The 26,522-nt window shown below is 73.0% G+C and carries 25 protein-coding genes; 11 read left to right on the top strand and 14 right to left on the bottom strand.

Translation table 11 applies throughout. From position 1 onward, the window contains the following. The first annotated feature begins 59 nt into the window (after window positions 1-59). Window positions 60-1,391: a geranylgeranyl reductase family protein gene (locus ABTY59_RS24265; RefSeq protein ID WP_403535912.1), complete on the top strand. Its 1,332-nt coding sequence runs from the start codon at window positions 60-62 to the stop codon at window positions 1,389-1,391. A 51-nt stretch (window positions 1,392-1,442) separates the two neighbouring features. Here ABTY59_RS24265 and ABTY59_RS24260 read toward each other — a convergent pair whose 3' ends face one another. Next, window positions 1,443-2,063 carry a LysE/ArgO family amino acid transporter gene (locus tag ABTY59_RS24260; protein WP_352021107.1) on the bottom strand — a complete coding sequence of 207 codons (621 nt, stop codon included), beginning with the start codon at window positions 2,061-2,063 and terminating at the stop codon, window positions 1,443-1,445. A 69-nt stretch (window positions 2,064-2,132) separates the two neighbouring features. Between ABTY59_RS24260 and ABTY59_RS24255 the strand changes: the two genes are divergently transcribed. Next, the gene (locus ABTY59_RS24255) at window positions 2,133-3,050 is read left to right on the top strand and encodes a LysR family transcriptional regulator ArgP (RefSeq protein ID WP_352021106.1); all 918 of its coding nucleotides are present in this window, start codon (window positions 2,133-2,135) and stop codon (window positions 3,048-3,050) included. 124 nt (window positions 3,051-3,174) lie between these two features. Here the strand turns inward: ABTY59_RS24255 and ABTY59_RS24250 are convergent, their stop codons facing one another. Next, window positions 3,175-5,940 carry a fibronectin type III domain-containing protein gene (locus ABTY59_RS24250; RefSeq protein ID WP_352021105.1) on the bottom strand — a complete coding sequence of 922 codons (2,766 nt, stop codon included), beginning with the start codon at window positions 5,938-5,940 and terminating at the stop codon, window positions 3,175-3,177. A 102-nt stretch (window positions 5,941-6,042) separates the two neighbouring features. Here ABTY59_RS24250 and ABTY59_RS24245 point away from each other — a divergent pair, with 102 nt between their 5' ends. Both ABTY59_RS24245 and ABTY59_RS24240 read left to right on the top strand, forming a co-directional pair. Continuing rightward, window positions 6,043-6,510, top strand: coding sequence for a DUF5990 family protein (locus ABTY59_RS24245; RefSeq protein WP_352021104.1), 468 nt, complete (start codon window positions 6,043-6,045; stop codon window positions 6,508-6,510). Window positions 6,511-6,597: 87 nt separating this feature from the next. Beyond that, on the top strand, window positions 6,598-7,401 hold the full coding sequence (locus tag ABTY59_RS24240; RefSeq protein ID WP_352021103.1) for an MBL fold metallo-hydrolase: 804 nt from the start codon (window positions 6,598-6,600) through the stop codon (window positions 7,399-7,401). 176 nt (window positions 7,402-7,577) lie between these two features. Here the strand turns inward: ABTY59_RS24240 and ABTY59_RS24235 are convergent, their stop codons facing one another. Both ABTY59_RS24235 and ABTY59_RS24230 read right to left on the bottom strand, forming a co-directional pair. Beyond that, window positions 7,578-8,795 (bottom strand): ATP-binding protein, encoded by a 1,218-nt coding sequence (locus ABTY59_RS24235; protein WP_352021163.1) that lies wholly within the window; start codon window positions 8,793-8,795, stop codon window positions 7,578-7,580. Window positions 8,796-8,875: 80 nt separating this feature from the next. After that, window positions 8,876-9,535, bottom strand: a complete 660-nt coding sequence (locus ABTY59_RS24230) for a response regulator transcription factor (RefSeq protein WP_352021102.1) — start codon at window positions 9,533-9,535, stop codon at window positions 8,876-8,878. Window positions 9,536-9,624: 89 nt separating this feature from the next. On the opposite strand from ABTY59_RS24230, the gene ABTY59_RS24225 reads away from it, so the two are divergent. The 4 genes from ABTY59_RS24225 to ABTY59_RS24210 are packed head-to-tail and all read left to right on the top strand — an operon-like array spanning window position 9,625 to window position 13,239. Continuing rightward, complete coding sequence (locus ABTY59_RS24225) at window positions 9,625-10,122, top strand: hypothetical protein (RefSeq protein WP_352021101.1); 498 nt, start codon at window positions 9,625-9,627, stop codon at window positions 10,120-10,122. Next, window positions 10,119-11,264, top strand: a complete 1,146-nt coding sequence (locus ABTY59_RS24220) for a peptidoglycan-binding protein (RefSeq protein ID WP_352021100.1) — start codon at window positions 10,119-10,121, stop codon at window positions 11,262-11,264. Before ABTY59_RS24225 ends, ABTY59_RS24220 begins: the two co-directional genes overlap by 4 nt. Next, window positions 11,264-11,998, top strand: coding sequence for an ABC transporter ATP-binding protein (locus ABTY59_RS24215; protein WP_352021099.1), 735 nt, complete (start codon window positions 11,264-11,266; stop codon window positions 11,996-11,998). The genes ABTY59_RS24220 and ABTY59_RS24215 overlap by 1 nt, the downstream gene beginning before the upstream one ends. Next, entirely contained in the window at window positions 11,998-13,239 is a 1,242-nt protein-coding gene (locus ABTY59_RS24210) for an ABC transporter permease (RefSeq protein ID WP_352021098.1), read from the top strand. The genes ABTY59_RS24215 and ABTY59_RS24210 overlap by 1 nt, the downstream gene beginning before the upstream one ends. 75 nt (window positions 13,240-13,314) lie before the next feature. Here ABTY59_RS24210 and ABTY59_RS24205 read toward each other — a convergent pair whose 3' ends face one another. After that, window positions 13,315-14,001, bottom strand: coding sequence for a RusA family crossover junction endodeoxyribonuclease (locus ABTY59_RS24205; RefSeq protein ID WP_352021097.1), 687 nt, complete (start codon window positions 13,999-14,001; stop codon window positions 13,315-13,317). 144 nt (window positions 14,002-14,145) lie between these two features. Here ABTY59_RS24205 and ABTY59_RS24200 point away from each other — a divergent pair, with 144 nt between their 5' ends. Both ABTY59_RS24200 and zapE read left to right on the top strand, forming a co-directional pair. Next, window positions 14,146-15,087 carry an SMP-30/gluconolactonase/LRE family protein gene (locus tag ABTY59_RS24200; protein ID WP_352021096.1) on the top strand — a complete coding sequence of 314 codons (942 nt, stop codon included), beginning with the start codon at window positions 14,146-14,148 and terminating at the stop codon, window positions 15,085-15,087. 107 nt (window positions 15,088-15,194) lie between these two features. Then, window positions 15,195-16,253: a cell division protein ZapE gene (gene zapE, locus ABTY59_RS24195; RefSeq protein ID WP_352021162.1), complete on the top strand. Its 1,059-nt coding sequence runs from the start codon at window positions 15,195-15,197 to the stop codon at window positions 16,251-16,253. 33 nt (window positions 16,254-16,286) lie between these two features. Here the strand turns inward: zapE and ABTY59_RS24190 are convergent, their stop codons facing one another. From ABTY59_RS24190 to ABTY59_RS24180, 3 genes are all read right to left on the bottom strand, one after another. Beyond that, window positions 16,287-17,438 carry a hypothetical protein gene (locus tag ABTY59_RS24190; protein ID WP_352021095.1) on the bottom strand — a complete coding sequence of 384 codons (1,152 nt, stop codon included), beginning with the start codon at window positions 17,436-17,438 and terminating at the stop codon, window positions 16,287-16,289. 167 nt (window positions 17,439-17,605) lie between these two features. Next, window positions 17,606-18,016, bottom strand: coding sequence for an SRPBCC family protein (locus ABTY59_RS24185; protein ID WP_352021094.1), 411 nt, complete (start codon window positions 18,014-18,016; stop codon window positions 17,606-17,608). Beyond that, on the bottom strand, window positions 18,013-18,336 hold the full coding sequence (locus ABTY59_RS24180; protein ID WP_352021093.1) for an ArsR/SmtB family transcription factor: 324 nt from the start codon (window positions 18,334-18,336) through the stop codon (window positions 18,013-18,015). The genes ABTY59_RS24185 and ABTY59_RS24180 overlap by 4 nt, the downstream gene beginning before the upstream one ends. 179 nt (window positions 18,337-18,515) lie before the next feature. Between ABTY59_RS24180 and ABTY59_RS24175 the strand changes: the two genes are divergently transcribed. Further along, the gene (locus ABTY59_RS24175) at window positions 18,516-19,679 is read left to right on the top strand and encodes an esterase-like activity of phytase family protein (RefSeq protein WP_352021092.1); all 1,164 of its coding nucleotides are present in this window, start codon (window positions 18,516-18,518) and stop codon (window positions 19,677-19,679) included. An 85-nt stretch (window positions 19,680-19,764) separates the two neighbouring features. On the opposite strand, the gene ABTY59_RS24170 is transcribed toward ABTY59_RS24175, so the two are convergent. The 6 genes from ABTY59_RS24170 to ABTY59_RS24145 form a co-directional block, all read right to left on the bottom strand. Beyond that, the gene (locus tag ABTY59_RS24170) at window positions 19,765-20,739 is read right to left on the bottom strand and encodes a deaminase domain-containing protein (protein WP_352021091.1); all 975 of its coding nucleotides are present in this window, start codon (window positions 20,737-20,739) and stop codon (window positions 19,765-19,767) included. 154 nt (window positions 20,740-20,893) lie between these two features. Further along, window positions 20,894-22,294: an aldehyde dehydrogenase family protein gene (locus ABTY59_RS24165; RefSeq protein ID WP_352021090.1), complete on the bottom strand. Its 1,401-nt coding sequence runs from the start codon at window positions 22,292-22,294 to the stop codon at window positions 20,894-20,896. After that, window positions 22,287-23,600, bottom strand: a complete 1,314-nt coding sequence (locus ABTY59_RS24160) for a flavin monoamine oxidase family protein (protein ID WP_352021089.1) — start codon at window positions 23,598-23,600, stop codon at window positions 22,287-22,289. The genes ABTY59_RS24165 and ABTY59_RS24160 overlap by 8 nt, the downstream gene beginning before the upstream one ends. A 23-nt stretch (window positions 23,601-23,623) precedes the next feature. Then, window positions 23,624-24,793, bottom strand: a complete 1,170-nt coding sequence (locus ABTY59_RS24155; protein ID WP_352021088.1) for an ABC transporter ATP-binding protein — start codon at window positions 24,791-24,793, stop codon at window positions 23,624-23,626. 5 nt (window positions 24,794-24,798) lie between these two features. After that, a complete protein-coding gene (locus tag ABTY59_RS24150) occupies window positions 24,799-25,635 on the bottom strand; it encodes an ABC transporter permease (RefSeq protein ID WP_352021087.1) in 837 nt (278 codons plus the stop codon). After that, window positions 25,632-26,522 carry an ABC transporter permease gene (locus ABTY59_RS24145; protein WP_352021086.1) on the bottom strand — a complete coding sequence of 297 codons (891 nt, stop codon included), beginning with the start codon at window positions 26,520-26,522 and terminating at the stop codon, window positions 25,632-25,634. Before ABTY59_RS24145 ends, ABTY59_RS24150 begins: the two co-directional genes overlap by 4 nt.

The following is a 26,522-nucleotide window of genomic DNA, read 5'->3' as shown; positions in this document are numbered from 1 at the left end:
GGGCGGCATCGGTCGCGCCGCGCGGACTGCGGCCGCCCGTCGAGGGGCATAGTAGGGGAGTGATCACCAAAAGTGACGAGGGTGGCGACAGTGACGGCGGCCGCGGGGCGGCTGACGGCGTAGGTGGCGAGGAGGCCCAGGTCATCGTGGTCGGGGCGGGGCCGGCGGGCTCCGCCGCCGCCGCGCACCTGGCGCGGGCCGGTGTGGACGTCCTGCTCCTGGAGAAGAGCGGCTTCCCCCGGGAGAAGGTGTGCGGTGACGGGCTGACCCCGCGCGCCGTGCACCAGCTCGTGCGCCTGGGCATCGACATCGACGCGCCGGGCTGGATGAGGAACAAGGGGATGCGCTGGGTCTGCGGCGGACACCGTGCGGAGCTGGACTGGCCGCGCCTGGGCGCCTTTCCCGACTTCGGGCTCACCCGGAGCCGGCACGACTTCGACGAGCTGCTCGCCACGCACGCGACCGCGACCGGGGCGCGCCTGCGCACCCACGTCAAGGTGACGGGCCCGCTGACGGACCGGGCGGGGCAGATCATCGGCGTGACCGCCTCCCGCGGACCGGGGACGGAACCGGTGCGCTACCTGGCCCCCTTGGTGGTCGCCGCCGACGGCGCCTCGGCCCGTACGGCCCTGGGCCTCGGGCTCGAACGGGACGCGAAGCGGCCCGTCGCCGCGGCCGCCCGCCGGTACTACCGCAGCGAGGCCCGCACCCACGACCCCTACCTGGAGCTGTGGGCCGACCTGCGCTGTCCCCGCACCGGACTCGACCTGCCCGGCTACGGATGGGTGTTCCCGATGGGCGACGGCCGGGTCAACGTGGGCCTCGGCGCTCTGCCGCAGCAGCGGCGGCGCCGCCCCGTGGACCTGCGGGCGGCGCTGGAGCACTGGCTGCCGCGGCTGCCCGAGGAGTGGGACGTGCACGAGGGGAGCGCCGATTCCCCGCTGCGCAGCGCGCCCCTGCCGATGGGACTGAACCGGCGTCCGCAGTACCGCCGCGGCCTGCTCCTCGTCGGTGACAGCGCCGGCATGGTCAGCCCGTGGAGCGGCGAGGGCATCGCCCAGGCGATGGAGGCCGCCGAGGTGGCGGCGGAGATCGTCTCCCTGGCACTCGCCAGGCCCGCCGGACCGCGTCGGGAGCACGCGCTGCACCACTACCCGGCCGAGATCCAGCGCCGGTGGGCGCGCTACTACCGGCTGGGGAACCTCGCGGGCGACCTCCTCTTCTCCCGGTTCGGCTACCGTCCCCTCCTGCACCCCCGGGTGATGGCATCCCCGCACCTGCTGAGGGTCCTGGCCCGCCTGCTCACCCATGTGAGCGACGAGCCCGCGCAGGACACGATCGATGCCGTCCTCCACAGCGTCCTGCGCCTCGTTCCCGCCCCGCGCCGGTAGCGGTCGGCGCGGGGCGTAGACCGCCACCGCCCGGGGTCGCGCGGTGGCGGTCTACGCCCCCGCGACGAGCATCGCGCCCATCGCCAGCATGGTCACCGCGACCAGACCGTCCAGGACCCGCCAGGCCCGGGGGCGGGAGAGGACACCGGACAGCAGGCGGGCACCGAAGCCGAGGGCGAAGAACCAGCCCAGGCTGGCGAGGGCCGCTCCGGCGCCGAAGGCCCAGCGCAGGTCGCCCCGGTCGGAGGCGAGCGAGCCCACCAGGAGGACGGTGTCCAGGTACACGTGGGGGTTCAGCCACGTCATCGCCAGGCAGGTCAGGACCGCCCGCCGGGCCGAACCGGCGGCCGGGCCGCCGGTGGCGAGCGCGGCCGCCGGATCCGGGCGCAGCACCCTGCGGGCGGCCAGGAACCCGTAGCAGAGCAGGAACGCCCCACCCGCCAGACCGACCGCGGTCAGCAGCGCCGGCCAGGCCGTGACCACCGCGCCCACCCCGGCGACGCCGAGCGTGATCAGCAGCGCGTCCGAGACGGCACAGATGGCCACGACCGCGAGGACGGCGTGGCGACGGACGCCCTGGCGCAGGACGAAGGCGTTCTGGGCGCCGATGGCCACGATGAGGGAGAGGCCGGTACCGAATCCGGCGAGCACGGCGGCGATGGTGCTGGTCATGACGTCGACCGTACGAATCGGCGAGCGATGAGTACAGCTAAGGATTCTTACGTACCCTTAGCCGTACTTATGGATGAGCTTCCCCTGGATCAGGTCAGGACCCTGCTGGCGGTGGTCGACGAAGGCACGTTCGACGCCGCGGCCGCCGCCCTGCACGTGACCCCATCCGCCGTCAGCCAGCGCGTCAAGGCCCTGGAACAGCGCACCGGCCGGGTCCTGCTGCTGCGCACCAAGCCCGTGCGGGCCACCGAGTCCGGCGAGGTGGTGGTCAGGTTCGCCCGGCAGCTGGCCCGGTTGGAGCGGGACGCCCGCTCCGAGCTGGGCCTCGCGGCGGAGCAGGGCCCCGCCCGGGTCCCGGTGGCGGTCAACGCGGACTCGCTCGCCACCTGGTTCCTGCCCGCGCTCACGCGGGTGCCGCAGGACCCTCCGGTCTGCTTCGAGCTCCACCGGGAGGACGAGTCCCACACCACCGCCCTCTTGCGCGAGGGACAGGTGATGGCGGCCGTCACCTCCTCGCCCGACCCGGTGGCCGGATGCACCGTACGGCTCCTCGGCCTGGCCCGCTATCTGGCGGTGGCCACCCCGGAGTTCACGGCCCGGCACCTGACCGGAGCCCTGGCCCGGGACCTGGGCGAGGCGCCCACGGTGGTGTTCGACCGGCGCGACGAACTCCAGGACACCTTCGTGCGGGCGCTGACCCGCGGCCGGTCGGGGGCCGGGAGGATCCGGCACATGGTGCCGGCCTCGGACGGGTTCCGCGACGCGGTGGCCGCCGGCCTCGGCTGGGGCCTGGTGCCCGAACCGCAGGCCGCGCCACTGCTGCGGACCGGACGGCTCGTGGAGCTCGCCCCACGCCGCCCCATGGACGTCCCGCTGTACTGGCAGCAGTGGAAGCTGGACTCGCCCGCCCTGTCCGCGGTCGCCGAAGCCGTCGCGGCGGTCGCCGCCGAGGCACTGCTGCCCGGGGGCACGACCGGAAGGCGATGAGGCGAGGGCGTACCCGCGCACGTACGCGCCGGGCCACGGAGCGGCGCGACGACGAGGCCCCTCCGCAGGTGTGCCCGCGGGCCGGGTGGGGCCGCGGGCACACCAGGGCGGAGGGACTTCGGCGTCAGCGGCCGGGGGCGGCCGCGACCAGGTCACGCCCCGGGTCGGCCGAACGCCCTTCTGCCCAAGGGGACGGCGCCGCGGGATCCGGTGAGCGGCCGACGGCCGTGGAGGATCGCCCGGCGAGACCCGCCGACGGCGGCGGGAGCGGGACCGAGACGCAGCCGGACCGGCCCGACTCCAGCGCGCCGTTGAACGCGGAGACGCAGAACTCGAAGTTCCAGTTGCCCGGGAACAGGAACGCGATCTCGTGCGAGGTCGTGTCGGTGGTGGACTGGTCCGCCGTGAACGGGCCGCCCGCAGAGGCGTTGCGCACCCACACCCGGTATCCGGCCGCCTGGGCGGAGCCCTGCCAGGTGAGGCGGACGGTCGTGGCGTCGAGGGACTGGATCCGCACGTCCGTCGGCACGGGGGGCACGCCCGCGCCGACCGTCACGGACCTGGCCACGGTGGGCATCCCGCCGCCCGCCCGGTTCCAGGTCGCCACCGCCACGAGATAGTGGTGGCCCGGTACGAGGCCGTCGATCTGCGCGGACGTGCCCTTGACCGCCGTGCTGTCGATGTAGGAACCCGGCACGTCCTTGTCCCAGGTGATGATCTCGTACCGGTCGATGCTGTCCGTGTGCGCGCCGGTCGGCGCGTCCCAGTAGACGTCGAGGCCGGTGGAGGACGGACGGGTGGAGACGTTCGTGGGCGGGGCGGCGGTCTCCGGGTGCGCGGTCGCGGAGACCGTCCCGGACCACACGGACACGCCGTCGCTGCCGTTGTCGGTGTTGACCTGGTACTCCCAGGTCCAGCCGTCCTCCGTCCAGGTCGTGTCGTAGCGGTTGGTCGACACGTGGGTCTGGTTCCAGTTCGCCGCGCCCGCGAGGCGGTAGCGGACGGTGTACCCGCGCGCGCCGAAGACCGGTGCCCAGGTGACCTTCACGCCGCTCGGGACCGGCTCGGCCACGAGGCTGTTCACGGGGAAGATCGGCCGCCGGGGGATCGTGGTGGGGATGCCGGGCACGAACTGGCCGATGCCGTACGCGTCGTGGAGCGTGCGCTCGAAGGCGGACGCGATCTGGAACTCTCCCAGGGCGTTGGGATGCAGGTCGTCGTAGCCGGCGGGGCAGGTGTTCGTGTCGCAGCCGTACGCCGCCTCCCAGTCGACGAGCTTCACCGGGGAGGCGGGGGTGCTCCAGGACGGGATCGCGTCCTTGAGCATCGTGTTGTACTGCCTGGTCTTGACGATCAGGTCCTGACGGCCGTCGATGAGCGGCCGCATGGGAACGTTCGCCACGGCGAAACGGACGTCCCCCTTGGCGGCGCGGGCCCGGTCGACGAGGGTCTTCATGCTGTCCAAGGTGCCCGTCGCGTCACTGACCAGCCAGCCCATGTCGTTGAACCCGATGCCGAACAGCACCAGGTCGGGCTTGTACTGGGCCACCATCGGCCCGATCAGGTCCTTGTCCTGGGCGGCCTGCCGCCCCCACACGGCGAAGTGATCGCTGTCGAAACCCGCCCGCACGCCCTGCGCGTACGCCCCGGTCACGGGCGGATCCGCGACCGAGGGGTTCTCCAGCACCTCCCCCTGGAGACGGGGCGGCGCGGGGGGCCCGGTCGGGGCCGCCTGCTGCTTGGTGCCCTGGTAGGGGCCGACGAAGTCGACGTCGACGTGCTGGTCGCGGAACCACTCCCACAGCCGGTACCGCCACGTCCAGTCACCCTCCATGCCCTGGGTCATGGAATCGCCCACCACCATCACCCGCAGGGGGGCGCCCGTGCTGCCGATACCCCGCTCCAGCGCTCGCAGCGATGCCAGCAGCTTCGGCGCCAGGCCCGCCATCGCGCCGGCCATGTAGGTGGTGACCGTACCGAAGTACTTGACCTTCGTCCCGAAGTTGCGCAGGGCCTGCTGCACCTGGGCGATGGCCGTGGCACCGCGCTCCGAGGTCCACGCCAGCAACGCCCCTTGGAAGGCACCCTTCACGGCCGGCCAGAACGACGCTGCCAGCGCCCCCGCCCAGACGTCCGCGTCGCCGAGCGACCGGTCGTCGAAGTGGGCGTTGAGCAACTCGCCGACGAGCGTGCCCAGTCCCTCGGAGACGGCGCCGCACACCGGAGCGGCGGCGGGCGCGCCGACGTTGAAGGCGGCCATGCACCCGGCCCAGACCAGGCCGGTGACCGCCCACGCGACGCCGCTGGCGATGAACTTCTGCATCGGGGTCGCACCGAAGCCGACGACGTCCGTCGCGGCGACGATCACGAGGCTGTCCTCCACGGCGTGCACCGTGCCCTCGAAGTCGCCGCTCCCCTCCTGCGGCGGATAGATCCCGACACTGTGCTCCCGGGCCCACTTGGTGAACGAGGCACCCAGCGTCATGCCCGCGGCCTGATCGGCACGGGTCCGGTCGACCAGCGCCGCCATGAACTCGCGCACGTGCGGGCGACTCTCGGCGGTGGGCAGGAAGTCGACGGCCATGACCAGGTCGTCGTCGTGCACCGCGAGCGAGCGCAGACCCCCCGCGTCCTTGGCACAGCCCAGCCGCACCGACACCGGCGCGCCCTGCTCGCTCTCGGTGGCGAAGGACGTGGCGTGGGTGCCGCACAGAGGGGCGGCCCCGGCCTCCGAGCCCCGCGCCGCGGCGGGCTCGGCGAGGACGCCGAGCAGCAGCGCCCAGCAGACCAGCAGGGTCAGTGCGGACCAGCGCGGCGAGCCTCTTCCCGGGCCGCGCCGCCCGAGGACGGGCCGTAACCCACGCCCCCGTATACCCATGTCCGTAGCCATGCCGATGTGCGCTCCTTCCGGTCCGGGACGTCCGAACCAGCAGTCGATCATGTCGTACGGTCGGGACACCGACAACGCGTGGATCCTTGGGATGCTGGGCGGATGCGCATCCGAATCGACGCCGTGGAGCTGCCCGGCCTCACCTGCCCGCCAGGGGACCCCTCCGACGCCGCCCACCGGAACGTCCATGTGGCGGTCCAGCGCCGGGACCGTCCGGCCGAACTCCTCGACCCGCAGCCCGGCGACGCGGCGCGGGTCACCTGGACACTGGAGTGCACCGCCGTCGCGTCGTCCGACGGCGGTACGGACGTGAAGGGCCCCTACATCCAGGGACGCCCGGGCAACCGCTTCGTCTATCTGTCCTGGGGCGCCGTCGACGACGAGGGCTCGTTCACCATGTTCCGACGGGCGAAGCTGATGCTCGACGCCGTCCCCGCCCACGCACTGGAGTCCGCCGTCAGCGGCGGACTGCTCGTCGCACGGCTGGGCCTGACCGACGCCTGCGGCGAACCCGTGTGCGCGCGGGTGGTGCCGCCGCGCGTCACCTGGACGGCCGAACCCCACGACTGAGACGGCCGGCACACCGCGCGGCCCGGCACCCGGGGGGGGGAGAGACCTGCTGGCCCTGGGCCACCCTTCGGTGGCACGATCCGGGGGATGCTCCCCTCCCTCCAGGTCGGCCCCTTCACCGTCACGGCGCTCACCGACGCCGCGGGCCCCTTCTTCTCCTCCAGGTCGGAGGCGTTCCCCGACGCCACCACCGAGCAGTGGGCGGCGGCCGACCGCCTCGATCCCGGGGCCCTCGCCCCCGACGGGCGCTGGTGGCTCCAGTTCCGCGCGTTCGCGATCCGCAGCGACCGCGGCGTCACGCTGGTCGACGCGGGCATCGGACCGGCCGACGGCCCGGCGGCCTCCTGGGCGCCCGTCCCCGGGGAACTGCCGGCCTCGCTGGCCGCCGCGGGCATCGAACCGTCCGCGGTGGATACCGTGGTGCTCACCCACCTCCACACCGACCACGTGGGCTGGGCCGTCGTCGGCGGCGCGCGGGCGCGGCCCTTCTTCCCGAACGCCGAGTACCTCCTGCAGCGGGCCGAACTCGACGCGATCGAGGACATCAACCCGCACCTGCGGTCCGGCGTGATCGACCCCCTCCGCGAGACCGGTCGGCTCCGGCTCCTCGACGGCGAGACCCCACTGCGCGGCGGCGAGCGCGTCCTCGCCACGCCCGGTCACACACCCGGCCACCAGAGCGTGCTCGTCTCCTCCCGGCGCGAGCACGTCGCCGTCACCGGTGACCTGCTCGTCCACGCGGTCCAGCTGCTCCACCCGGAACTGGCCTACGCCCACGAGCAGGACCCCGCGCTGGCCAGGGCCTCACGGGAGCGCGTGCTGCGCCTCCGGAACGCCGAGGCGCTCCACCTCGCGACACCGCACCTGACCGAGCCGTTCATCGCCCTCTGACCCGTCCCCCTCCCACCCGGTCCCATGACCGACCTCCATGCCCGGCCCCATGTCCGCCCCCCCACCCGGCCCCATGATCGACCCCACACCCGGCCCCATGACCGACCCCGGCACCCGGTCCTATGACCGCCCCCCACACCCGGTCCCCTCACCGACCCTCACCCTGACCTTCACCTTTACGGTGTGACCGGCCGGAACACCACGCGGACCGTCAGGCCGCCCTCCTCCGGGTTGGCCGACGCCGACGCCTCGGCCCCGTGCGCCCGGGCGACGGCGTCGACGATCGACAGGCCGAGCCCCGCCCCCTCCCCGGGAGCGTGGGTGCGTTCGCCGAGCCGGCGGAAGGGCTCGAAGAGCAGGGGGACCGTGGCGGACGGCACGACCGGACCGGTGTTGGACACCTCGATGCCGACGTCCGCGCCGGTGCGCACGTGTACCCGGCCCCCGGGGACGTTGTGCCGCACCGCGTTCGCGACCAGATTGTGCAGCAGGCGCTCCAGGAGTACGGGATCCCCGTCGATGGTCAGCGGCAGGGCCCGGACCGTGACGCGGACCGCCCGCTCCGTCGCCTCGTCGGCGAACGCCGCCCCCACCTGCCGGGCCAGCTCGTCCACGGCGACCCGGCGGCGTTCCTTGAGACCCTGCTCGGAGGCCGCGAGGAGCAGCAGCCCCTCGATGATCTGCTCGCTGGTGTCCGCGACCTCGATCAGCTTCGACCGCATGCGCGCCACCCGCTCGGGGGAGGGATCTCCGCCGAGCCCGATCTCGGCGGCCGCCCGCTGCACGGCCAGGGGCGTGCGCAGCTCGTGCGCGGCGTTCGCGGCGAACCGCTGCTGGGCGGAGACGAGCCGCTCCATGCGGCCGAGCATGCCGTCGAAGGTGTCGGCGAGCCGCTTGAGTTCACCGGGTGGCGCGTCGAGGGCGATCCTCTCGTGCAGGTTCTCACCGGAGAGGCGGCGGGCGGTCTCGGTGATGACGGCGATCGGCCGGAGCACCCGGCCCGCCGTCCACCACGCCAGCGCGAGGGACAGCAGCGCGTAACAGACGAAGACGGTCACCGACACGGTCAGGAGGCGGTCGAGGGCCGCGGACTCGGCCGCGTCGCTCAGCGTCCGCGTGATCGCGACGGCCTCGCCCGGGAGGGCGGTGCCCGAGCTGGGCGCGGGACTCGCGAGAGCGGGACTCGGCAGCGCGGTGGCGAGGTCGGTCGGCGAGGCGGACGGCAGCTCTTCCAGTCGTCGCGCGGGCACCGCCATGGTGACGGCCAGGCGGATCGACGAGTACATGCCCTCCTCCACGAGCACGTACACGACTCCGGTGAGAAGCGCGCCGGCGAGCACGAGCAGTCCGGTGTAGAGGGCCGTCAGCCGGGCCCGTTCGCTGCGGAACGGCAACAGGCGGCCGGAGCGTCCGCCGAGATCCGGCGCCCGCGATCCGCGCGGGCGCAGCCGGGTGCGGAGCCTTCGTACGCCGTTCACGACGCGATCCGGTAGCCCGCGCCCGGCACCGTCTCCACCACCGGCGGCTCGCCGAGCTTGGCCCGCAGCTTGCTGAGCGTCACCCGGACCGCGTTCGTGCGGTAGCTGGTGTGCTCCTCCCAGACCTGCTCGATCAGGTCCTCACCGCTGACCACGGCTCCCTCGGCGCGCAGCAGCGCCTCGAGGACGCCGAACTCCTTGGGCGACAGGTGCAGGTGCCGGCCGTCCCGGCTGGCCTGGCGGCGTGCCGTGTCCAGCACGATCCCGCGCTGTTCGAGGACGGGCGGCAGCGCGGGCCTGGCACGCCGGCCGAGCGCCAGCACCCGGGCGAGAAGTTCGTCGTACGCGAAGGGCTTGGTCAGGTAGTCGTCGGCGCCCAGACCGAGGCCCTCGACCCGGTCGCGTACGGTCCCGGCCGCCGTCAGCATCAGGACCCGGGTCATCAGCCGCTGCTCGACCACCCGACGGCACACGTCGTCGCCGTGCATTCCTGGCAGATCGCGGTCCAGGACGAGGACGTCGTACTCCCCGAGCTGCAGTTTCCGCAGCGCCTCCAGGCCGTCGGCCGCGACGTCCACGGCGAGCGCCGCGCGGCGCAGCCCCTCGGCGATCATCTCCGCGAGGAACGCCTCGTCCTCCACCACCAGTACGCGCATGGCCCCTGTCTATCCGAAAGGGACCTTTCGCCGATGTAAACGGAACCGTTGAGAGAAGCGAAACCTCCCCGAGGGGCAGCCTCGGCGGCATGACGATTCGACGGATCATCCGGACCGCCGCGGCGCCCTCGCTGGCCGCCGCCCTCGCCCTGTTCGCCACCGCCTGCTCGGGCACCGACCCGGGCGCGAAGGACGACGGGAGCGTGAACGAGGAGGGCAAGAAGGCCGACCAGGCCTTCGAGCACCGCAAGTGCCTGCGCGAGCAGGGGCTCGACGTGCCCGAGCCCAAGCCGGGCGAGAGCGGAGTCGGCCTCACCATCGGCGGCGACGGCATGTCCAAGGAGAAGATGGAGAAGGCCTTCAAGGCGTGCGCCGACAAGGCCGGCGGTGCCGGATTCGGCAAGGAGCCGACACAGGCCGACAAGGACAAGGCACTCGCCTACGCGAGGTGCATGCGCGAGAACGGCTTCAACATGCCCGACCCGAAGTTCGACGGCGGAGCACAGCAGGCCCTGCCGATACCGCAGGGCGCGCAGAAGGAGAAGTTCGACAAGGCCGCCAAGGCCTGCGAAGGCGCGGCCCGATGAGCGGCGGCGCGACCGACGCCCACGCGGGCGACCGGCGGCCGCTGGGGAGGCGCCGGCTCGGGCTCGCCCTCCTCACGGTCGTCGCCCTCGCGGGAGGCGGCGTCGCCGTCACCGCACTGGCCGCCCCGGAGGAACCCTCGCCCGACCGCACCGACGCCAAGGGACTCCCGCCCGCCACGGCCCCCGTCGCCCGGGGCGACCTCGCCGACAGCTCCCAGCAGGACGGCACGCTCGGCCACCTCGGCGAACGGAAGATCAACGCGGGCGGCCCGGGCGGCACCCTCACCTGGCTCGCCCCGCCCGGCTCCGTCGTCGAGCGGGACGAGCGGCTGTACGAGGTCGACGGCGAGGCCGTCCGGCTGATGTACGGGGACGAGCCCATGTACCGGACCCTGAAGACGGGGGACGAGGGCAGGGACGTGCGGCAGCTGGAGGAGAACCTCGCGGCCCTCGGGTACACCGGCTTCGACGTCGACGAGGAGTACACGGCGAAGACCGCCGCCGCGGTCACACGCTGGCAGAAGTCCCACGACCTGAAGCAGACCGGCACCGTCGGCCCCGACCGGATCGCCTTCGCGGGCAGCGCGGTACGGGTCAAGGACGCCGGCTCCGACTCCGGTACGGGCGCGGGCGGCGGCGAGCGGATCGCCCCCGGCGACCGCGTCACCCCCGGCGCCCCGGTGCTCACGGTCACCGGCTCCGAGCGGGTCGTCAGCTTCAAGGTGCCGGCGTCGGAGGCCGGTTCGGCGAAGACCGGGACACGGGTCCGGATCACGCTGCCGGACGGAACCCGCCTGCCGGGCAGGGTGTCCTCCGTCGGCAGGACCGCCACGGCGGGCGACGACCCGCAGGACAAGACCCCGAAGATCGACATCACGGTCTCCTTCGACGACCCGGCCAAGGCCAAGGGCGTCGACCAGTCCCCGGTCACCGTGGACCTCACCGGCGAGACCCGCCGGGACGTCCTCTCCGTACCCGTCAACGCCCTGCTCGCCCTCCCCGACGGCGGGTTCGGCGTCCAGGTCGTCGAGGACGGCGCGACGAGGGACGTCAAGGTCGAGCTCGGCATGTTCGCCCAGGGCAGGGTCGAGATCAGCGGCGACGGACTGCGCGAGGGAACGAAGGTCGGGGTGCCGTCCTGATGACCGACACCACGCGACCGGCCGTCGTGGTCCCCGCCACCACCCGGGTCCCCGTCGTCGAACTCGAAGGCGTCGTCAAGGAGTACGCCGGGGGAGTCCGCGCGCTCGACGGCGTCGACCTGACGATCGGCGAGGGCGAACTCGTCGGCATCGTCGGCCCCTCGGGCTCGGGCAAGTCGACCCTGCTCCACATCGTCGGCACACTGGACCGGCCGACCGCGGGAACGGTGGCGATCGCGGGTCACCGCGTCGCCTCCCTCACCGACCGCCGGCTCTCCGCGCTCCGCGCCCGCCACATCGGCTTCGTCTTCCAGGCCTTCCACCTGGCCCCGGGCGTCACCGCCGTGGACAACGTCGCCGAGGGACTGCTCTACTCCGGCCTGCCACGGGCCCGACGCCGCGCACTGGCCGCCGAGGCGCTGGCCCGCGTCGGCCTGGCCGACCGCGCACGGCACCGGCCGCACGAGCTGTCCGGCGGCCAGAAACAGCGCGTCGCCATCGCCCGCGCCGTCGTCGGACAGCCCGATCTGCTGCTCGCGGACGAGCCGACGGGCGCCCTGGACACCGCCTCGGGCGAGGCGGTCATGGAACTGCTGCACGCCCTGAACCAGGAGGGCGCCACGATCGCGGTCATCACCCACGACACCGAGATCGCGCAGCGCCTGCCGAGAACGGTCCGGATCCGCGACGGCAAGGTCGTCGCGGACTCGGCCCGGGGAAAGGTCGTGGTCTGATGCCCGGCAGGCGCAAGCGGACGACACCGCGGGCGACCGAACAGCGGACCGTCGCGCTCACCGCCCGCCGGCTGGGCCCGCGCGACGTCCTGCACGTCGGCTCGGCCGGGCTCCGCAGCCGGCCCGTGCGGGTCGTGCTGTCGGCGCTCGGGATCGCCATCGGCATCGCGACGATGATCGCGGTGGTGGGCATCTCGGCCTCCAGCCAGGCGCAGTTGCTCCAACGCCTCGACGCCCTCGGCACGAACATGCTGGTCGCCAAACCCGGGGAGGGCATGTTCAGCGGACAGGAGGTGAAGCTGCCCAAGGACGCCGTCGGCATGGTCGGACGCATCGAGGGCGTGCAGGAGGCCGGAGCGAGCGGGGACCTCCCGCACACGGTGCGCCGCTCACAGATGATCCCGGAGGAGGAGACCGGCGGCATCGCCGTGAAGGCGGCGACCCCGGGACTGCTCGACGTGCTGCGCGGGACGACGGCGTCGGGCACGTGGCTGAACGCGGCCAACGGCCGCTACCCCTCCGTGGTGCTCGGGCACGTCGCCGCGGAACGGCTGGGCATCGACCGGCCCGGCCGGCAGGTCTGGATCGACGACCGGTACTTCACCGTCGTCGGCATCCTCGACCCCCTGCCGCTCGCCCCCGAGATCGAGCGCTCGGCGCTGGTCGGCTGGGAGGGCGCACAGCGGTTCCTCGGCTTCGACGGACATCCCACCGCGGTGTACGAGCGGTCCACCGACGCCTCGGTCCGCCAGGTCCAGCGGCTCCTGGCCCCGACGATCGACCCGCAGAACCCGCAGAACGTCTCGGTGAGCGATCCCTCCGAGGTGCTGAAGGCGAAGGCGGCGACCGAGGGCGCCTTCTCCACGCTGCTCCTCGGGCTGGGCGGGATCGCGCTGCTGGTGGGTGGGGTCGGCGTCGCGAACACCATGATCATCTCGGTCCTCGAGAGGCGCCACGAGATCGGCCTTCGCCGCTCGCTCGGCGCGACGCGGGGCCAGATCCGGATCCAGTTCGTGACGGAGTCCCTGATGCTGTCGGGCCTCGGCGGCCTCGCGGGCGTGGCCCTGGGCGCCGCCGCGACGGCCGTGTACGCGTCCACCGGCGGACTGCCCTGGGTGGTCCCGCCCTGGGCAGCCGGGGCGGGCTTCGTCGCGACCCTCGCGATCGGCTCGGTGGCCGGCCTGTACCCGGCGGTCCGCGCCGCCCGCCAGTCCCCGACCCTGGCACTGGCCGCAGCGTGACGCCCCGGCCTCGCGGCCGCACCTCGAAGCGGAGGCGCCACCGCGAGGCCGCCGGGCGTGGCGGTGGTGAGACCGTCAGAAAGCGGTGTGGTGAAGCACCCGGAACCGTCCCAGGCGGGCCCGCGGGAACGGTCGGGCGAGCGGAAGGACGCCCCGCGCGTCGCTCTCGGCGATGCCCTCGTCGAGCATCCGCCCGTAGGCTTCGAGGGCCGCACGATACGCCCCCACGAACTCCGATTGAACGGCTCTGTCCACTCCGGGCAGCAGGTAACAGCGATCCGCGCTGAACTCGACGAAGGAGAGCCCCTCTCGGGACACGTACTCGTCACGCATCAGCGCTGTGAACTGCAGCTCGAATCCTGACCGCGGGCCGGGGGTCGTCCAGGAGGCGCGGATCGACTGGATCTGATTGTCGTCGATCATGATGCCGTCGGCTCCGGTGACCGCGTCGAGAAGGGGCTTCATGACGTTGTCGAGATCGGCCACGAGATGGGTCCGGTAGCGGCGGGACTCCTCGACGAACCAGACCAGGGACACCTCGACGTCGTGGGTGAAGACACCGACGGTGGCCCTCTGGACGGCCGAGGCGAGCGCCTGCTTGAAACCGGCCTTCCGGAGCGGATCGGCTTGGAGTGAGACGGGGTCCATCGCGCTGCGGATGTCGACACGACCGTGATCGCGAAACTCCTGCACCTCGAAAACGCCCGTGGCGGCTGAACTGGACATGTGCCGAATCCTCCCGACGCCGAGCGGCCACCGCAAGCGGCGCGGTCCCTGGAGGCGGGCCCGGGACATTGGAGTGGTGCGGGAGCCGGCGGGCGGCGTGGTTGCCGTGGTGGGCGGCGCGCCTTCCTAGGGTCGGTCCAGGTGCGGCGTCGACTGGCCGCTCGGACCCGATGGGGAGTCATGGAACGTACGACGGCCAGGTCCGCGACGGTGACGTCCGCGTCCTCGAACGGGGGAGTCACGCGCCGGTGGGCCCTTCGGCTCGCCGGTGCGGCGGGTCTGGGGGCGCTGTGCCCGCTGCCCACGGCATCCGCCGGCGCCACCGGGCCCGAGGACGGCCGGCCCTCCGGGCGCGGGGTCCTGTACGTGTCCGACTACGGCGACAACCGGGTCGTCGCGCTGCCCACGGAGGGCGGCGACCAGACGACCGTGCCCTTCGAGGGTCTCGTACGGCCGACGGGCATCGTGTGGGACACGGCGGGCCGCCTGTACGTGGCGGACACCGGCAACAACCGCGTGGTCGTGAGGGCGGCGGACGGGAGCGGCCAGTCGACCGTGCCCACCGACGGTCTGTCACGTCCGCTGGGGCTGGCCGTCGATCGCACCGGCCATCTCTACGTGGCCGACAGCTTCAACGACCGGGTCGTCAAGGTGTCCCTGGCGGACGGCACCCAGACGCTCGTACCGACCACGGGGCTGCTGCACCCCTGGGGGCTGGCGCTGGACGCCGCAGGGGACCTGTACGTCTCCGACTTCGTGAACGACCGGGTCGTCAGGGTGGCGGGGGACGGCAGCGGCCAGTCCACGGTTCCCACCACCGGCCTCTCCCAGCCGACCGGCCTGGCACTCGGGGCCTCGGGGGATCTCTACGTCGCCGACAGCGGCAACAACCGTGTGGTGAGGATCGGCGCGGGCGGAGGCCAGACCACCGTCCCCGTCACCGGCCTCAGCGACCCGCTCGGTCTCGCGCTCGACGGCTGCGGCGGCCTGTACGTCGCGGACGGCTTCGACAACCGTGTGGTCCGCGTCCAGGAGACGGGCGGCGGCCAGACCACCCTTCCCTTCACCGGCCTGAACACGCCGACAGGCCTCGCCTTCCGGCCGATCGGCCCCCGCCCCTGAGGCACCACGACCCCCGCACCCGGTCCGCCCCGCGCGCGTCGTTGATCACGATGCGCGTAGGGTGCCCGAGGAGATCATGAACATGATCCTTTCAGGGGGGCGACGTGATGGAGCGGTTCGAGCAGGCGGCGGCGCGAGACGGCCTGGTGCTGGACGACGGACAGCGGGCGGTCGCCGCGCGCCTGGTCCTGCTCGGCGAGGCGCTGGAGCGTGGCGGACGGCGGCGCTGGTTCGGCCGGGCCGTGTCCGAGCCGGTGCGCGGCGTGTACCTGTGGGGGTCGGTCGGCCGCGGGAAGAGCTGGCTGTCCGACACCCTCTTCGAGACCGTCCGCGTCGAGGAGAAGCGGCGACTCCACTTCCACGAGTTCTTCCGTCAGTTCCACGCCGCCTACGCCCGGCACCGCGACGAGCCCCGGGCGGGCGAGCTCGCGGTGGCCGAACTGCTCGGGGACTGCCGGTTCCTGTACTTCGACGAGTTCCACGTGCACGACGCGGGCGACGCGATGCTGATGGGCCGGGTCGTCAGCGCGCTCATGGCGCGCGGCACGACGCTCCTGGCCACGTCCAACTACCCGCCGTCCGGTCTGCTGCCCAACCCGGTGTTCCACCCGCTGTTCGAGCCGACCATCGCCCTCCTCGAACGCTCCCTGGACGTCGTCGGTCTGACCGGAGGCCCCGACTACCGCTCCGCCCGGGGTGCCTCCCGCGAACTCACCGGTTTCGCCGGGGGCCGCTACCTCCGGCACGCGGGTGACCTGGACTCGCTCGGGGCGGGCACGGTGCCGCCGCGGCCCGAGGAGCGGCGAACGGTGCCGGTCGGCCACGGCACCGTCGAGGCCCTCGCCGTACGCGACGACCTGGTCTGGTTCGACTTCGACGACCTCTGCGACCGCCCCCACTCCACGATGGACTACCTCGCGCTCGCCGACGCCCATCCACGATGGGTGCTCTCCGGGCTGCCCCGTCTCGCCGAGGCCGGCAGTGACGCCGCCCAGCGCTTCGCCAACCTCGTCGACGTGCTGTGCGACCGCGACGTCCACCTCACGCTGATCGGCCGCACGTCGTTGGCCGAGGCCCTCGGCGGTGACGGCCTTCCCACCGACATCGACCGTACGGCGAGCCGGCTCTCCCTGCTGACCGAGGAGTCCGTACCGGCGGCTCCCTGAGGGCCCGGGGCGCACGGCACCGGACCCCCCGCTTCATCTGTTCGGGCGCCGGAACGCGCTGAAGGTCTTCGTGAGGCTCTTCAAGGGGGAGGCGTCCTGCTTGGCGGCCGTCGGAGCGGGTGTCCGGAGCTGATGCTCGCCGCCGGTCGCCTCGGCCAGTGCGGCGAGCGCCGATTCCGCCGCCTCCTGATAGAGGTTGCAGGACTCCGTCATCGCGTGGAGTGCCGTGGCGTACGTCGTGACCATGGCCCGCGCGTGGACGAGTTCCTCCTCCTGGGTGAGTAGGTGCCAGCCCTGCCGCAGCCGTGTCAGTGCCCGCTCGGCGTCGGCCGGAAGCGGGCGCGGCAGCGCGGCGAACTCCAGGATCTTCGAGCGGAGTTCGGTCGGCTCCGTACCGTCCAGGAAGACGTCGCGCACCGTGAAGCGCTCCGCGTCGTGGTCAGGCGCCCGCGGCGCCGGGGGCAGGATGACGGCGCCGCCGCGCGGCAGTCCCACGCCCAGCTCGCGCTTCATCGCGAAGTCGGCGATCAGTGCCTGGTCCGGCGTGGCCCGGTGCTCGACGACCCGGTGCCTGAGGCTCGGCGGCAGGAACACCGTGACCGGTCGCCGGCCCGGGGCGTCCGGCGTCATCGCCTCGTGCACCACGATGTGGATGGCCCAGCTCTTCTGGGTGCAGTCCCTAAGCAGGCGCCGCAGCTCGCCGTCGTCCTTCGGCAGATGGTTCGCCGTCCGCAGACGCACGCCCGGTGCCTCTTCGTGGTCCCAGGCGACCTGGTCGCTGTCGGGCCAGAACATGGTGGCGGGGGAGGCCCAGTCCTCTTCCCACGCCCGCTCCGCCTCGGCGGCGAGCACCCAGGACGTGCCGTCCCGCCCGGCGCGGCGGGACTCGGGGTCGTAGGTGGTCAGTTGCGCGCGTACGGTGACGTCGTCGGCCACGCGCCAGCGCGCCTCGAAGACACGACGGGCCGACGGACCGGGGTCGGCGGACCCGTCCCGGGGGAACAGGTCCGTGGACCGCGCCGCCTCGACGGGGTCGAGGTCCAGGAAGTCGTCGATCACCCGGGCCGACTTGAGCGCGATCAGGTTGCGCCGGACGTCCTGCTCCGCATCGGGCCCGAGATGACGCCCCCGCAGGAGCCACGCGGTGCCGGGGGCGATGGTCGATGAAGTGCTGTTGGTGGCCATGGAACCATTCAGTGGGTGATCGGGGCCCGACCAGTATGGTCTGCGCACGCCGCGTCCACCAGGTCGTATCGGCGCCGGCGGACGTCGGCCGGCTCCGCGAGGGGTCGGGTACCTCGGCGGCGTGTCCGTCGCCTTCCCCTGCTCCGCCCGCAGACGGGCCGCCGGTGTCAGGCGGACGGCCCGAGGAGTTCGCCGAGGTTGTCCAGGACGTGGGGCCAGCCCCTGCCCATGCCTTCGTACGCCTGACGGCCCATGGGGGAGTCGAGGTCGAAGCCCGCGTGGACGAGGGTCAGGAGGGTGCCCTCGTTCTCCGGCCGAAGCGTCCAGGTGAGGGTCGTGTCCAGGGAGCCCTCGGCGAAGCGGTAGGCGAGCAGTCGCTCCTCGTCCACCTCGGTCACCTCGCAGGGCTGCCGGCCGAAGCCCCCCATGTCCAGGGTGAAGCGGTGCCCGACGACGGGCTTGATGTCGCCCGCGGCCCACCAGCGCGCGTGCAGCGCGGGATCGGTCAGGGCCCTCCAGACCGCCGCCGGCGGGTGGGGCAGGAACCTCTCACAGGTGATCGAGTCGGCGTCGCTCACGACTTCTCCTCCTTCTCTTCCTCGTCCAGGAGATCGGACAGCGCGTCCAGGCGCCGGTTCCAGTGGTGCTCGAACGGATGCAGCCACTCGCCCACCTCGGCCAGCCGGGCCGCTTCGAGGTGGTAGAAGCGGTGCCGGCCGCGGGGCTCCTCGCGCACGAGCCCGGCGGTACGGAGCACCGCCAGGTGTTCGGAGACCGCGGGCCTGCCCAGCTCGAACAGCCCGGCCAGCTCGCCCGTCGATCGGGGGCCGTCACGCAGCGTTTCGAGCAGTCTGCGGCGTACCGGGTTGGCCAGAACGCTGAACACGTCGGTCGGCATGCCGCAACGATACGTCGGAATTCTCCGACGCGTCAAGGTTTTCCGACGCGATCGAAGACGCGGCAGGTGACTGTTCATCAGACCGTCCGACCGGTCGGCGAGAAGACGGCCGAGTACCCGCAAGGAACACCCGCGTGGGCGACTGCGGAGCGCCTGCCGGCCGGGCCATGATCATCGGCATGAGTGCCTCCCTGATCCGCCGCGCCTGCGCCGCGGCCCTGATGCTCACGTCCACGCTGGCTCCCGCCGTCGCGGCCGCACCGCAACCCGCCTCCCCGGGGCCGGACGCCACGCGCGCGGTGCAGGCCCGACTGCTCGGCGAGAAGATCCTTCCGCACAAGCTCGACTTCCGGGGAACCACGGTCGGCGGCCTCTCCGGCATCGACCGCGATCGCTGCACCGGCGAGTACGTCCTCATCAGCGACGACCGGTCCTTCCTCCAGCCCGCGCGCTTCTACACCGCGAAGCTGGATGTCGACGCGGGCGGCGTGCACGCCGTCGACCTCACCGGCACCCACCCCCTCCTTCAGCCGGACGGATCGGTCTACCCCTCGCCCGCGCTCGGCGACGGCAAGGCGATCGACCCCGAGGAGATCCGCGTCGACCCGCTCGACTGCGCCTACTGGTGGGGTCAGGAGGGAGACCGGCCCGCCGTCGTCGGCCCTCCCGTGATCCAGCCGTCCATCGAGATCTCCGAGCCGGACGGCACCCACCGCGGGAGGCTGCGGCTGCCCGAGAACTACCTGATCACGCCGGAGCGCGGCCCCCGCCGGAACCAGGCGGTCGAAGCGCTCACCTTCGGCGCCCGGGGCCGGATCGTGACCAGCGCGATCGAGGGCCCGCTGCTCCAGGACGGCCCGGTGCCGGACCTGACGCACGGCGCGCTGGTGCGCGTCACGCAGCAGAGCCGCGGCGGGCGGGTGCTGGGACAGTTCGCCTACCCCATCGAGAAGATCTTCGCCGAGTCCGACCCGAACAGCCCCTGGGGCCCCGACACGGGCGTCCCCTCCCTCCTCGCCTTCCCCGACGACCCCGACCGCTACCTGGTGCTCGAACGGACGTGGGTCGCCGGCTCCGGGTACAAGATCCGTCTGTACGACGCCACCACGCGCGGCGCCACCGACGTGCGCGCGACGGACTCCCTGGCCGGGCAGCGGGTCGTGCCCATGCGCAAGAGGCTCGTCGCCGACTTCCACACCCTCGGCCTGTCGACGGTCGACAACACCGAAGGCATGACCTGGGGACCGGTCCTCCCGACCGGCGAGCGGACGCTGGTCCTCGTCAGCGACGACAACTTCGACAAGGACGCGGTCACCCAGATCGTCGCCCTCGCCCTGCGCTGACCCGAGGGCCCGGTGCCGGAGGTTCCGGATCCCGGCCGGGGGTGGCTCGTGCCCCCGGCCGGCGAGGAGCCTCCGGCTCGGGGCGCTACGTGGCGGCGGGGAAGGACTTCAGCCAGGTCCCGTCGGTCTGCCGGAGGGCGTCGGTGTAGCCGCGGCCGTCGACCATCGGTCCGGTGCCCGGAAAGGCCACCTCGACGGACACCTTGGGGAAGTCCCGTTGGAACGCCGCGACCGACTTCCGCCCCTGCTGGACGATCCCGCGGTCGCAGTCGAGCCGGACGGTGCCCGAGGCGCCCTGGACCGCACGCCGGAAGACGGGCGGGTCCAACGGCGTCCGGGGTGACAGCTGGGTGCCGAGCCCCCGGGCGATGAGGTCCAGGACGGCGGTCACCGCGTCGCGTTCCGCGCTGTTCTCACCCGGTACCGGGTACAGGTACGAGGAGTACGGCCGTTCGTCGGCGGTGGTCACGGAGCCGGTGTACCTGCCCTTGGCGTGCTGGACGGCGAAGGTTCCGGTGACCCCGAACACCGGGACGCCCGGGTAGGTCTTGCTCCACAGTTCGTCGCGGCCCTGGGTGGCGTCGCCGATGCCGTAGGCCCCGTACAGGCCGCCGCCCGCCTCCATCAGGGCCGCGGATCGTCCACCCCTCACGGCGTTGCGGTAGCGGACCGTGACGGTCAGTGCCGGGAAGTCCTTGCGGAAGGCCGCGATCACCGAGCGGCAGGAGTGGCAGGGGCCCATGTCGGAGTACAGGTCCAGCGTCCCCCCGCGGACCGTCCTGATCCGCGTCGTGTAGTCGTCGGTGCTCGTGCAGCGCAGGTGGTCGTAGATCTTGTCGGCGAGGAGGTTGATCACCTGGCGTTCGGCGTCCTTGCCGTGCTGGTAGGCGTTCTCGCGGGCGAAGACCGAGCCGGTGGGCTCGGGAAGGTCCTGGTAGTAGTTGTCCCCCTCGGGGAGGGAGTGAGAGTGGCGCTCGAACTTTCCTTCCATGTCCGGGTGTCCGAAGAAGGCGATCGAGTACGTCAGGGTCGCCTTGTTCCTGAACGCGGCGGTGGTCATGTGCTGAGCTCCCCCCATTCCGTCACGGGAAGTACCGGGCGGCCGCCCCCCTCCGGCCCGTACGCGCGACGCACGGGACCGACCCGGCGGCCCCTGGTGGCTTCCCCTGCCCCGGAGGCCGCCAACCCGGCGCACGGGTGCGCGCGGCGGGCGCTCAGAGCATGACGTGCTTGGGCCGGGTGTAGTCGAGGAGGCCGGACAGGGACAGGTCGCTGCCGTAGCCGGAGTGTTTGGCCCCGCCGTGGGGCATCTCGGAGACGGTGGTGCCATGCGTGTTCACCCACACGATCCCGGTGTGCAGGGCCCTGGTCGCCCGCATCGCACGGTCATGGTCCCGGGTCCACACGCTCGCGGCGAGCCCGAAGCGGACGTCGTCGGCGAGCCGCAGCGCCTCCGCCTCGTCGGTGAAGGGCTGCACGGTCACGACCGGTCCGAAGACCTCCTCCTGGACGATCTCGTCGTCCTGCCGCACCCCGGCGACCACGGTGGGCGCGTGGAAGAAGCCGGGCCGTGCGGGCCGCGTGCCGCCCGCGACGATCCGCGCGTGCCCGGGCAGCCGGTCGAGCAGGGCGCGGACCGAGGCCAGCTGGGCCCCGCTGTTGAGCGGTCCGAGATCGGTGCCGGGGCGCAGGGCAGCGGCGGCGGAGGCGAGGGCGCCGAGGAAGGCGTCGTGGACACGGGCGTGGACGAGGAAGCGGGTGGGCGCGGTGCAGTCCTGGCCGGCGTTGTAGAAGGCGATCCGGGCCAGGGCCGCGGCGGTGTCGGGGACGTCGACGTCGTCGTGGACGATCACCGGTGCGTTGCCGCCCAGTTCGAGGTGGAGCCGCTTGAGACCGTCGGCGGCCGTGGCGGCGATCTCCTGGCCGGCGCGGACGCTGCCGGTGAGCGCGATCAGGGCGACGGCGGGGTGCGCGGTGAGCGCGCGGCCGGTGTCGCGGTCGCCGCACACGACGTTGAGGACGCCCGGGGGCAGGTGGGCGGCGGCGATCCGGGCGAGCAGGACGGAGGAGGAAGGGGTGGTGTCGGCGGGTTTGAGGACGGTGGTGTTGCCGGCGGCGAGGGCGGGCGCGATCTTCCACGCGGCCATCAGCAGGGGGTAGTTCCACGGGGTGATCTGGGCGCAGACGCCGACCGGTTCGCGCCGCAGCAGGGAGGTGCGGCCCTCGGTGTACTCGGCCGCGGCGGGGCCCGGGAGGTTGCGGGCGGCCCCGGCGAAGTAGCGGAAGGTGTCCGCGACGGCGGGGAGTTCCTCCGTACGGAACTGTTCCGCGGGCTTCCCGGTGTCGGTCGTCTCGGCGGCGGTCAGCTCGTCCGCGTGGGCCTCGACGGCCTCGGCGACGGCGAGCAGGGCCCGCTGTCGTTCGGCCGGCGAGGTGACGGACCAGGGGCCGTACGCGGCCGCGGCGGCCGCGCAGGCCGCGTCGGTGTCCACCGGGCCGGAGCGCGGCGCGCGGCCGTGCACCCGCCCGGTCGCGGGAGCGACCAGTTCGGAGGTCGCGCCCGAGGCGGCCGGGCGGTCCTCGCCGCCGATGTGGTTCAGCAGCGCGTCAGCCACGGCGCAGCGCCTCCTTCGCGGCGGCGCGTCCCGTGCGGACGGCGCCCTCCATGTAGCCGGCCACCCACTGGTCGGATCCGCAGACGTAGAAGGGCGGTTCGTGGGTGCCGTGACGGGGGCCGACGGCCATGACGTCGCCGGGGACCCAATGGGTGACGTAGCCCTGGGTCCAGGGGTCGGTGCCCCACAGCCGCAGGTACGCGGCGAGGGGGCGGCGGGCCTGGTCGCCGTACAACCGGGCGATCTCGGCGAGGAGTTCGGCGGCGCGCACGGGCGCGGGGGCGCCGAGCAGGACGGCGTACCTCTCGGGCGGGACGAGGGCGGACAGGACGGCCTCGTTCTGCGGCCAGGTGCTGCCCAGGACCCCTTCGCATTCGGACAGGCCGCTGAGGCCGAGGTCGTGCCAGAACGGCCGGTCGTAGACGGCGACGAACTTGGCGGCGAGCGCGTGGCGTTGGCGGTGCAGGGAGGCGAGGCGCTCCTCGCTCACCCCGGTGACGGCGATGCTGCGGAACGGGCCGGCGGGCAGGGCGCTGACGACCGCGTCCGCGGTGAGCGTCTCGCCTCCCGCGAGCCCCACCGAGCAGCCGCCGCCGCGGACCGTGAGTGACACGACGGGCGCGCCGGTGCGGATCCTGCCGTCGAGCCCGGCAGCCATCCGCAGGGCCACGGTCGCCGAGCCCTCGGCGACCCGCAGCCCCTCCCAGGCGTCGTACTCGTAGTGACCGAGACCCGGCACGGCGGCGTGCTTGCGCAGTGCGGCGAGCAGTGACGTGCGCTCGTACGACCCGTCGGCGAGGGCCAGTTGGCCGATCTCCCAGAGGCGCACGACGGCCGGACTCGCCCCCTGGTCGCGCAGCCAGCCGGCCACGGACAGCCGGTCGAGGGCGATGGCCTCCGGGTGGGCCCAGGGGTCGTCGGGGTCGACGGTCGCGGACAGCGCGGCGAAGGCGGCGGTCACCTTCCGGTGCGCGGCCTCGTCGCCGGGCCCGAACCAGTGCGGAGGGTCCCCGGCGCCGACGCCCTCGGGGATGGCGCGGGCGAGGAGCCCCGGTGCGGCGACGTAGCTGGGGACCAGGGTCAGGCCGAGTTCGGCGACGAGGTCCGTGTACGCGGTGTGGGCCGTGCCGACGACCTCCCCGCCCAGCTGGACGAGGCGGCCGTCGGGCAGGGCGGTCTGCTCCACCCGGCCGCCGACCCGGTCGCGGGCCTCGACGACGAGGACGTCGGCACCCCCGGCGGCGAGGTCGCGGGCGGCGGCCAGTCCGGCGAGTCCGGCGCCGAGCACGATGACGTCGTGGTTCATGGTGTTCCTCCGGTGGGCCGTCGTCAGTCCAGGACCAGGCAGTGCTCGGGACGCCAGCCGAGTTCGACCTCCTCGCCGCCGCTCCAGCGGTCCTCCCTGCGGGAGCGGGCGGTGTTCTGCTCCAGGACGTGCACGGTGACGCCCGGGGCCAGATCGATGAGGTACGTGGTGGTGGGCCCCGAGTAGACGGTCTCCCGGACGGTGCCGGTGACCCGGGCCATTCCGTCCTCGAAGTCGGAGAGCCAGATCTTCTCGGGGCGCAGGGAGACGTTGACCCTGCTGCCGTCGGTCACTCCGGGGCGCTCGCCGACGGGCAGCTCGGGCCCCTGGTCGATCAGCACGCGTCCGGCCCGGTAGGTGCCGGGGACCAGGTTGGACGTGCCGAGGAACGAGGCGGTGAAGCTGCTGGTGGGGCGTTCGTACACGTCCTCGGGCGTTCCGCACTGCTCGATGCGGCCCTCGTTCATGACGGCGAGCCGGTCCGACATGGTCAGGGCCTCGTCCTGATCGTGGGTGACGAACAGGAACGTGATGCCGACCTCGCGCTGGATCTGCTTGAGCTCGACCTGCATCCGGCGCCGGAGCTTCAGGTCGAGGGCGGCCAGCGGTTCGTCGAGCAGCAGCACCTGCGGGCGGTTGACCAGGGCGCGGGCGAGGGCGACGCGCTGCCGCTGTCCGCCGGAGAGCGTGGCCGGCCGGCGGCCGGCCAGGTCGCCCAGCTGGACGAGGTCGAGCATGTCGGCGACGCGGCGCCGGATCTCGGTGCGGGCGACACCCTTGCGCTTGAGGCCGAAGGCCACGTTGTCGGCGAGGGTGAGGTGGTCGAAGAGCGCGTAGCTCTGGAAGACGGTGTTGACGTCACGCCGGTGGGGCGGCAGTCCCGTCACGTCCTCGCCCGCGAGCAGGACGCGGCCCTCGGTGGGGTCGGCGAACCCGCCGATCATGCGCAGCAGGGTGGTCTTGCCGCAGCCGGAGGGGCCCAGGAGGGAGAAGAACTCGCCGGGGGCGATGTCCAGGCTGATGCCGTGCACCGCGTACGCGGAGGAACCGCGGGAACCGGACGCGTCACCGGATTCCAAAGAGGCGGCGGAAGCGGCGGCGCCCGGGTAGCGCTTGCCGACCCGGTCGAGCCGGACGGCGGGATCGGCATGAGCGGGGTGCGGGGGCAGGAGGTCGGGGGGCAGCGGGTGCATGGCGTTCACTTCCCGGAGAGCAGGTCGAGGCCGCCGCGCCGGCCGAACAGGCGCGGGATGACGAGGGCGAGGGCGATGAGCCCCACGGAGCCCGCCAGCATCAGGGTGCCGACGGCGTTGATGGTGGGCTGGACGCCGAACCGGATCGCGGAGTAGATGCGGACCGACAGCGGCTGGGGATCGACGCCGGTGGTGAAGTACGCGAGGACGAAGTCGTCGAAGACCAGGGCGAAGACGAGGACGGCGGAGGCCAGGACGCTCGGCAGCAGGGCGGGCAGCGTCACCAGCCGCACGGCCTGCCGACGGGTGGCCCCGAGGTCCATGGCGGCCTCCTCGATCTCCGGGTTGAGCGCGGCGACCCGGGAGCGCAGGATCACCGTCACGTAGGAGATGGAGAAGGTGATCTCGGCGAGCGTCACGGTCGTCGAGGACAGGGTGATGCCGAGGCCCTTGAACAGGAGCATCGCCGCGACGCCCGTGACGATCTCCGGGGTGATGAGCGGGACGAGCATCACGAGTCCCGCGAAGGACCCGAGCCGGTTGCGCGCGCGGACCAGGCCGAGCGCCAGGGCGACGCCCAGCACCACCGATCCCGCCATGGCGACGAGGGAGATCCGCAGGCTCATGCCGAGCGAGTCGAGGAGCACCTCGTCGCGCAGGAACGCCCCGTACCAGCGGAGGCTGACGCCGTCGAAGACGGTCAGGGACTTCTTCGAGTTGAAGGAGAAGAGGACGACCACGCCGATGGGGACGTAGAGGAGCGCGAAGAACACCGCGGTGACGGCGATGGCGAACCGGGGCCGGCGCCCGGCGCCGCGACGGCGGCCGTGGACGGCCGTCATCGGACCGCCTCCGCCTCGTCCTTGCGGGTGCGCCGCAGGTAGCCGAGCATCCCGAGGAAGAGGACGCCCATCAGCAGCATGGTGAGGGCGGAACCGAGGGGCCAGTTCTGGCCCTGGAAGAACTTGTCCTGGATCAGGTTGCCGATCATGATCTGGTCGGGTCCTCCCATCAGTTGGGCGCTGACGAAGTCACCCATGGCGGGCAGCAGCACCAGGACGCAGCCTGCGGCCGCGCCCTGCCGGGTGGCCGGGACGGTGACGAACAGGAAGGTCCGCAGCGGTCCGGCGTAGAGGTCGCGGCCGGCCTCGATGAGCGAGGTGTCCATGCGTTCCATCGCCGCGTACAAGGGGATGATCATGAACACGATGAAGCCGTAGACGAGCCCGGCGACGACCCCCGCGCCGGTCTGCAGGATCCGGGTCCCCGCGTCGGCGAGGCCGATCGCGCGCAGCGCCCGCAGCAGCGGGCCGTCGTCGGACAGGACGACCGACCAGCCGTACATCCGCACCAGGTAGTTGGCGAAGAACGGTACGACGATCGCCGCGATCAGCAGGTTCTTGTACCGGCCGCCGCCGGTCGCGATGGCGTAGGCGACGGGATAGGCGACGAGCAGACAGACGACGCACGTGACGAGGGCGTAGCCGAGGGAGCGCAGCAGGACGGTGAGGTACGCCGGGTCGGCGAGGGCGGTGATGTTGTCGAGGACGAACCCGAAGCGCGGGTTGCCGAGGGGGTCGGTGGTGCCGAACGCCAGGGTGGCCACGAGGATCAGGGAGGCCACCAGGAAGACGGTCATCCACGCCGTGCCGGGGAGCATCAGCCAGGTCCACAGCCGCTCCCGGGCGTGCTTCCTGACGGAGCGTGGAGTACGGGCCGTGTCGGCCAT

It is taken from the genome of Streptomyces sp. NPDC096079 (assembly GCF_040303145.1).
In the GTDB taxonomy this organism is placed as follows: Bacteria; Actinomycetota; Actinomycetes; order Streptomycetales; family Streptomycetaceae; genus Streptomyces.
Note: the sequence above shows the minus strand (reverse complement) of the source record. Positions and strands in the feature narration are given on the sequence as shown.

Bases quoted from the DNA above. Each gene is read 5' to 3' on its own strand.
- ABTY59_RS24225 (WP_352021101.1), top strand. From the start codon at position 9,625: ATGACGATTCGACGGATCATCCGGACCGCCGCGGCGCCCTCGCTGGCC.
- ABTY59_RS24155 (WP_352021088.1), bottom strand. From the start codon at position 24,793: ATGCACCCGCTGCCCCCCGACCTCCTGCCCCCGCACCCCGCTCATGCC.
- ABTY59_RS24190 (WP_352021095.1), bottom strand. From the start codon at position 17,438: ATGGCCACCAACAGCACTTCATCGACCATCGCCCCCGGCACCGCGTGG.
- ABTY59_RS24260 (WP_352021107.1), bottom strand. From the start codon at position 2,063: ATGACCAGCACCATCGCCGCCGTGCTCGCCGGATTCGGTACCGGCCTC.
- ABTY59_RS24220 (WP_352021100.1), top strand. From the start codon at position 10,119: ATGAGCGGCGGCGCGACCGACGCCCACGCGGGCGACCGGCGGCCGCTG.
- ABTY59_RS24145 (WP_352021086.1), bottom strand. From the start codon at position 26,522: ATGGCCGACACGGCCCGTACTCCACGCTCCGTCAGGAAGCACGCCCGG.
- ABTY59_RS24240 (WP_352021103.1), top strand. From the start codon at position 6,598: ATGCTCCCCTCCCTCCAGGTCGGCCCCTTCACCGTCACGGCGCTCACC.
- ABTY59_RS24245 (WP_352021104.1), top strand. From the start codon at position 6,043: ATGCGCATCCGAATCGACGCCGTGGAGCTGCCCGGCCTCACCTGCCCG.
- ABTY59_RS24160 (WP_352021089.1), bottom strand. From the start codon at position 23,600: ATGAACCACGACGTCATCGTGCTCGGCGCCGGACTCGCCGGACTGGCC.
- ABTY59_RS24210 (WP_352021098.1), top strand. From the start codon at position 11,998: ATGCCCGGCAGGCGCAAGCGGACGACACCGCGGGCGACCGAACAGCGG.
- zapE (WP_352021162.1), top strand. From the start codon at position 15,195: ATGGAGCGGTTCGAGCAGGCGGCGGCGCGAGACGGCCTGGTGCTGGAC.
- ABTY59_RS24150 (WP_352021087.1), bottom strand. From the start codon at position 25,635: ATGACGGCCGTCCACGGCCGCCGTCGCGGCGCCGGGCGCCGGCCCCGG.
- ABTY59_RS24180 (WP_352021093.1), bottom strand. From the start codon at position 18,336: ATGCCGACCGACGTGTTCAGCGTTCTGGCCAACCCGGTACGCCGCAGA.
- ABTY59_RS24215 (WP_352021099.1), top strand. From the start codon at position 11,264: ATGACCGACACCACGCGACCGGCCGTCGTGGTCCCCGCCACCACCCGG.
- ABTY59_RS24200 (WP_352021096.1), top strand. From the start codon at position 14,146: ATGGAACGTACGACGGCCAGGTCCGCGACGGTGACGTCCGCGTCCTCG.
- ABTY59_RS24255 (WP_352021106.1), top strand. From the start codon at position 2,133: ATGGATGAGCTTCCCCTGGATCAGGTCAGGACCCTGCTGGCGGTGGTC.
- ABTY59_RS24175 (WP_352021092.1), top strand. From the start codon at position 18,516: ATGAGTGCCTCCCTGATCCGCCGCGCCTGCGCCGCGGCCCTGATGCTC.
- ABTY59_RS24230 (WP_352021102.1), bottom strand. From the start codon at position 9,535: ATGCGCGTACTGGTGGTGGAGGACGAGGCGTTCCTCGCGGAGATGATC.
- ABTY59_RS24250 (WP_352021105.1), bottom strand. From the start codon at position 5,940: ATGGCTACGGACATGGGTATACGGGGGCGTGGGTTACGGCCCGTCCTC.
- ABTY59_RS24170 (WP_352021091.1), bottom strand. From the start codon at position 20,739: ATGACCACCGCCGCGTTCAGGAACAAGGCGACCCTGACGTACTCGATC.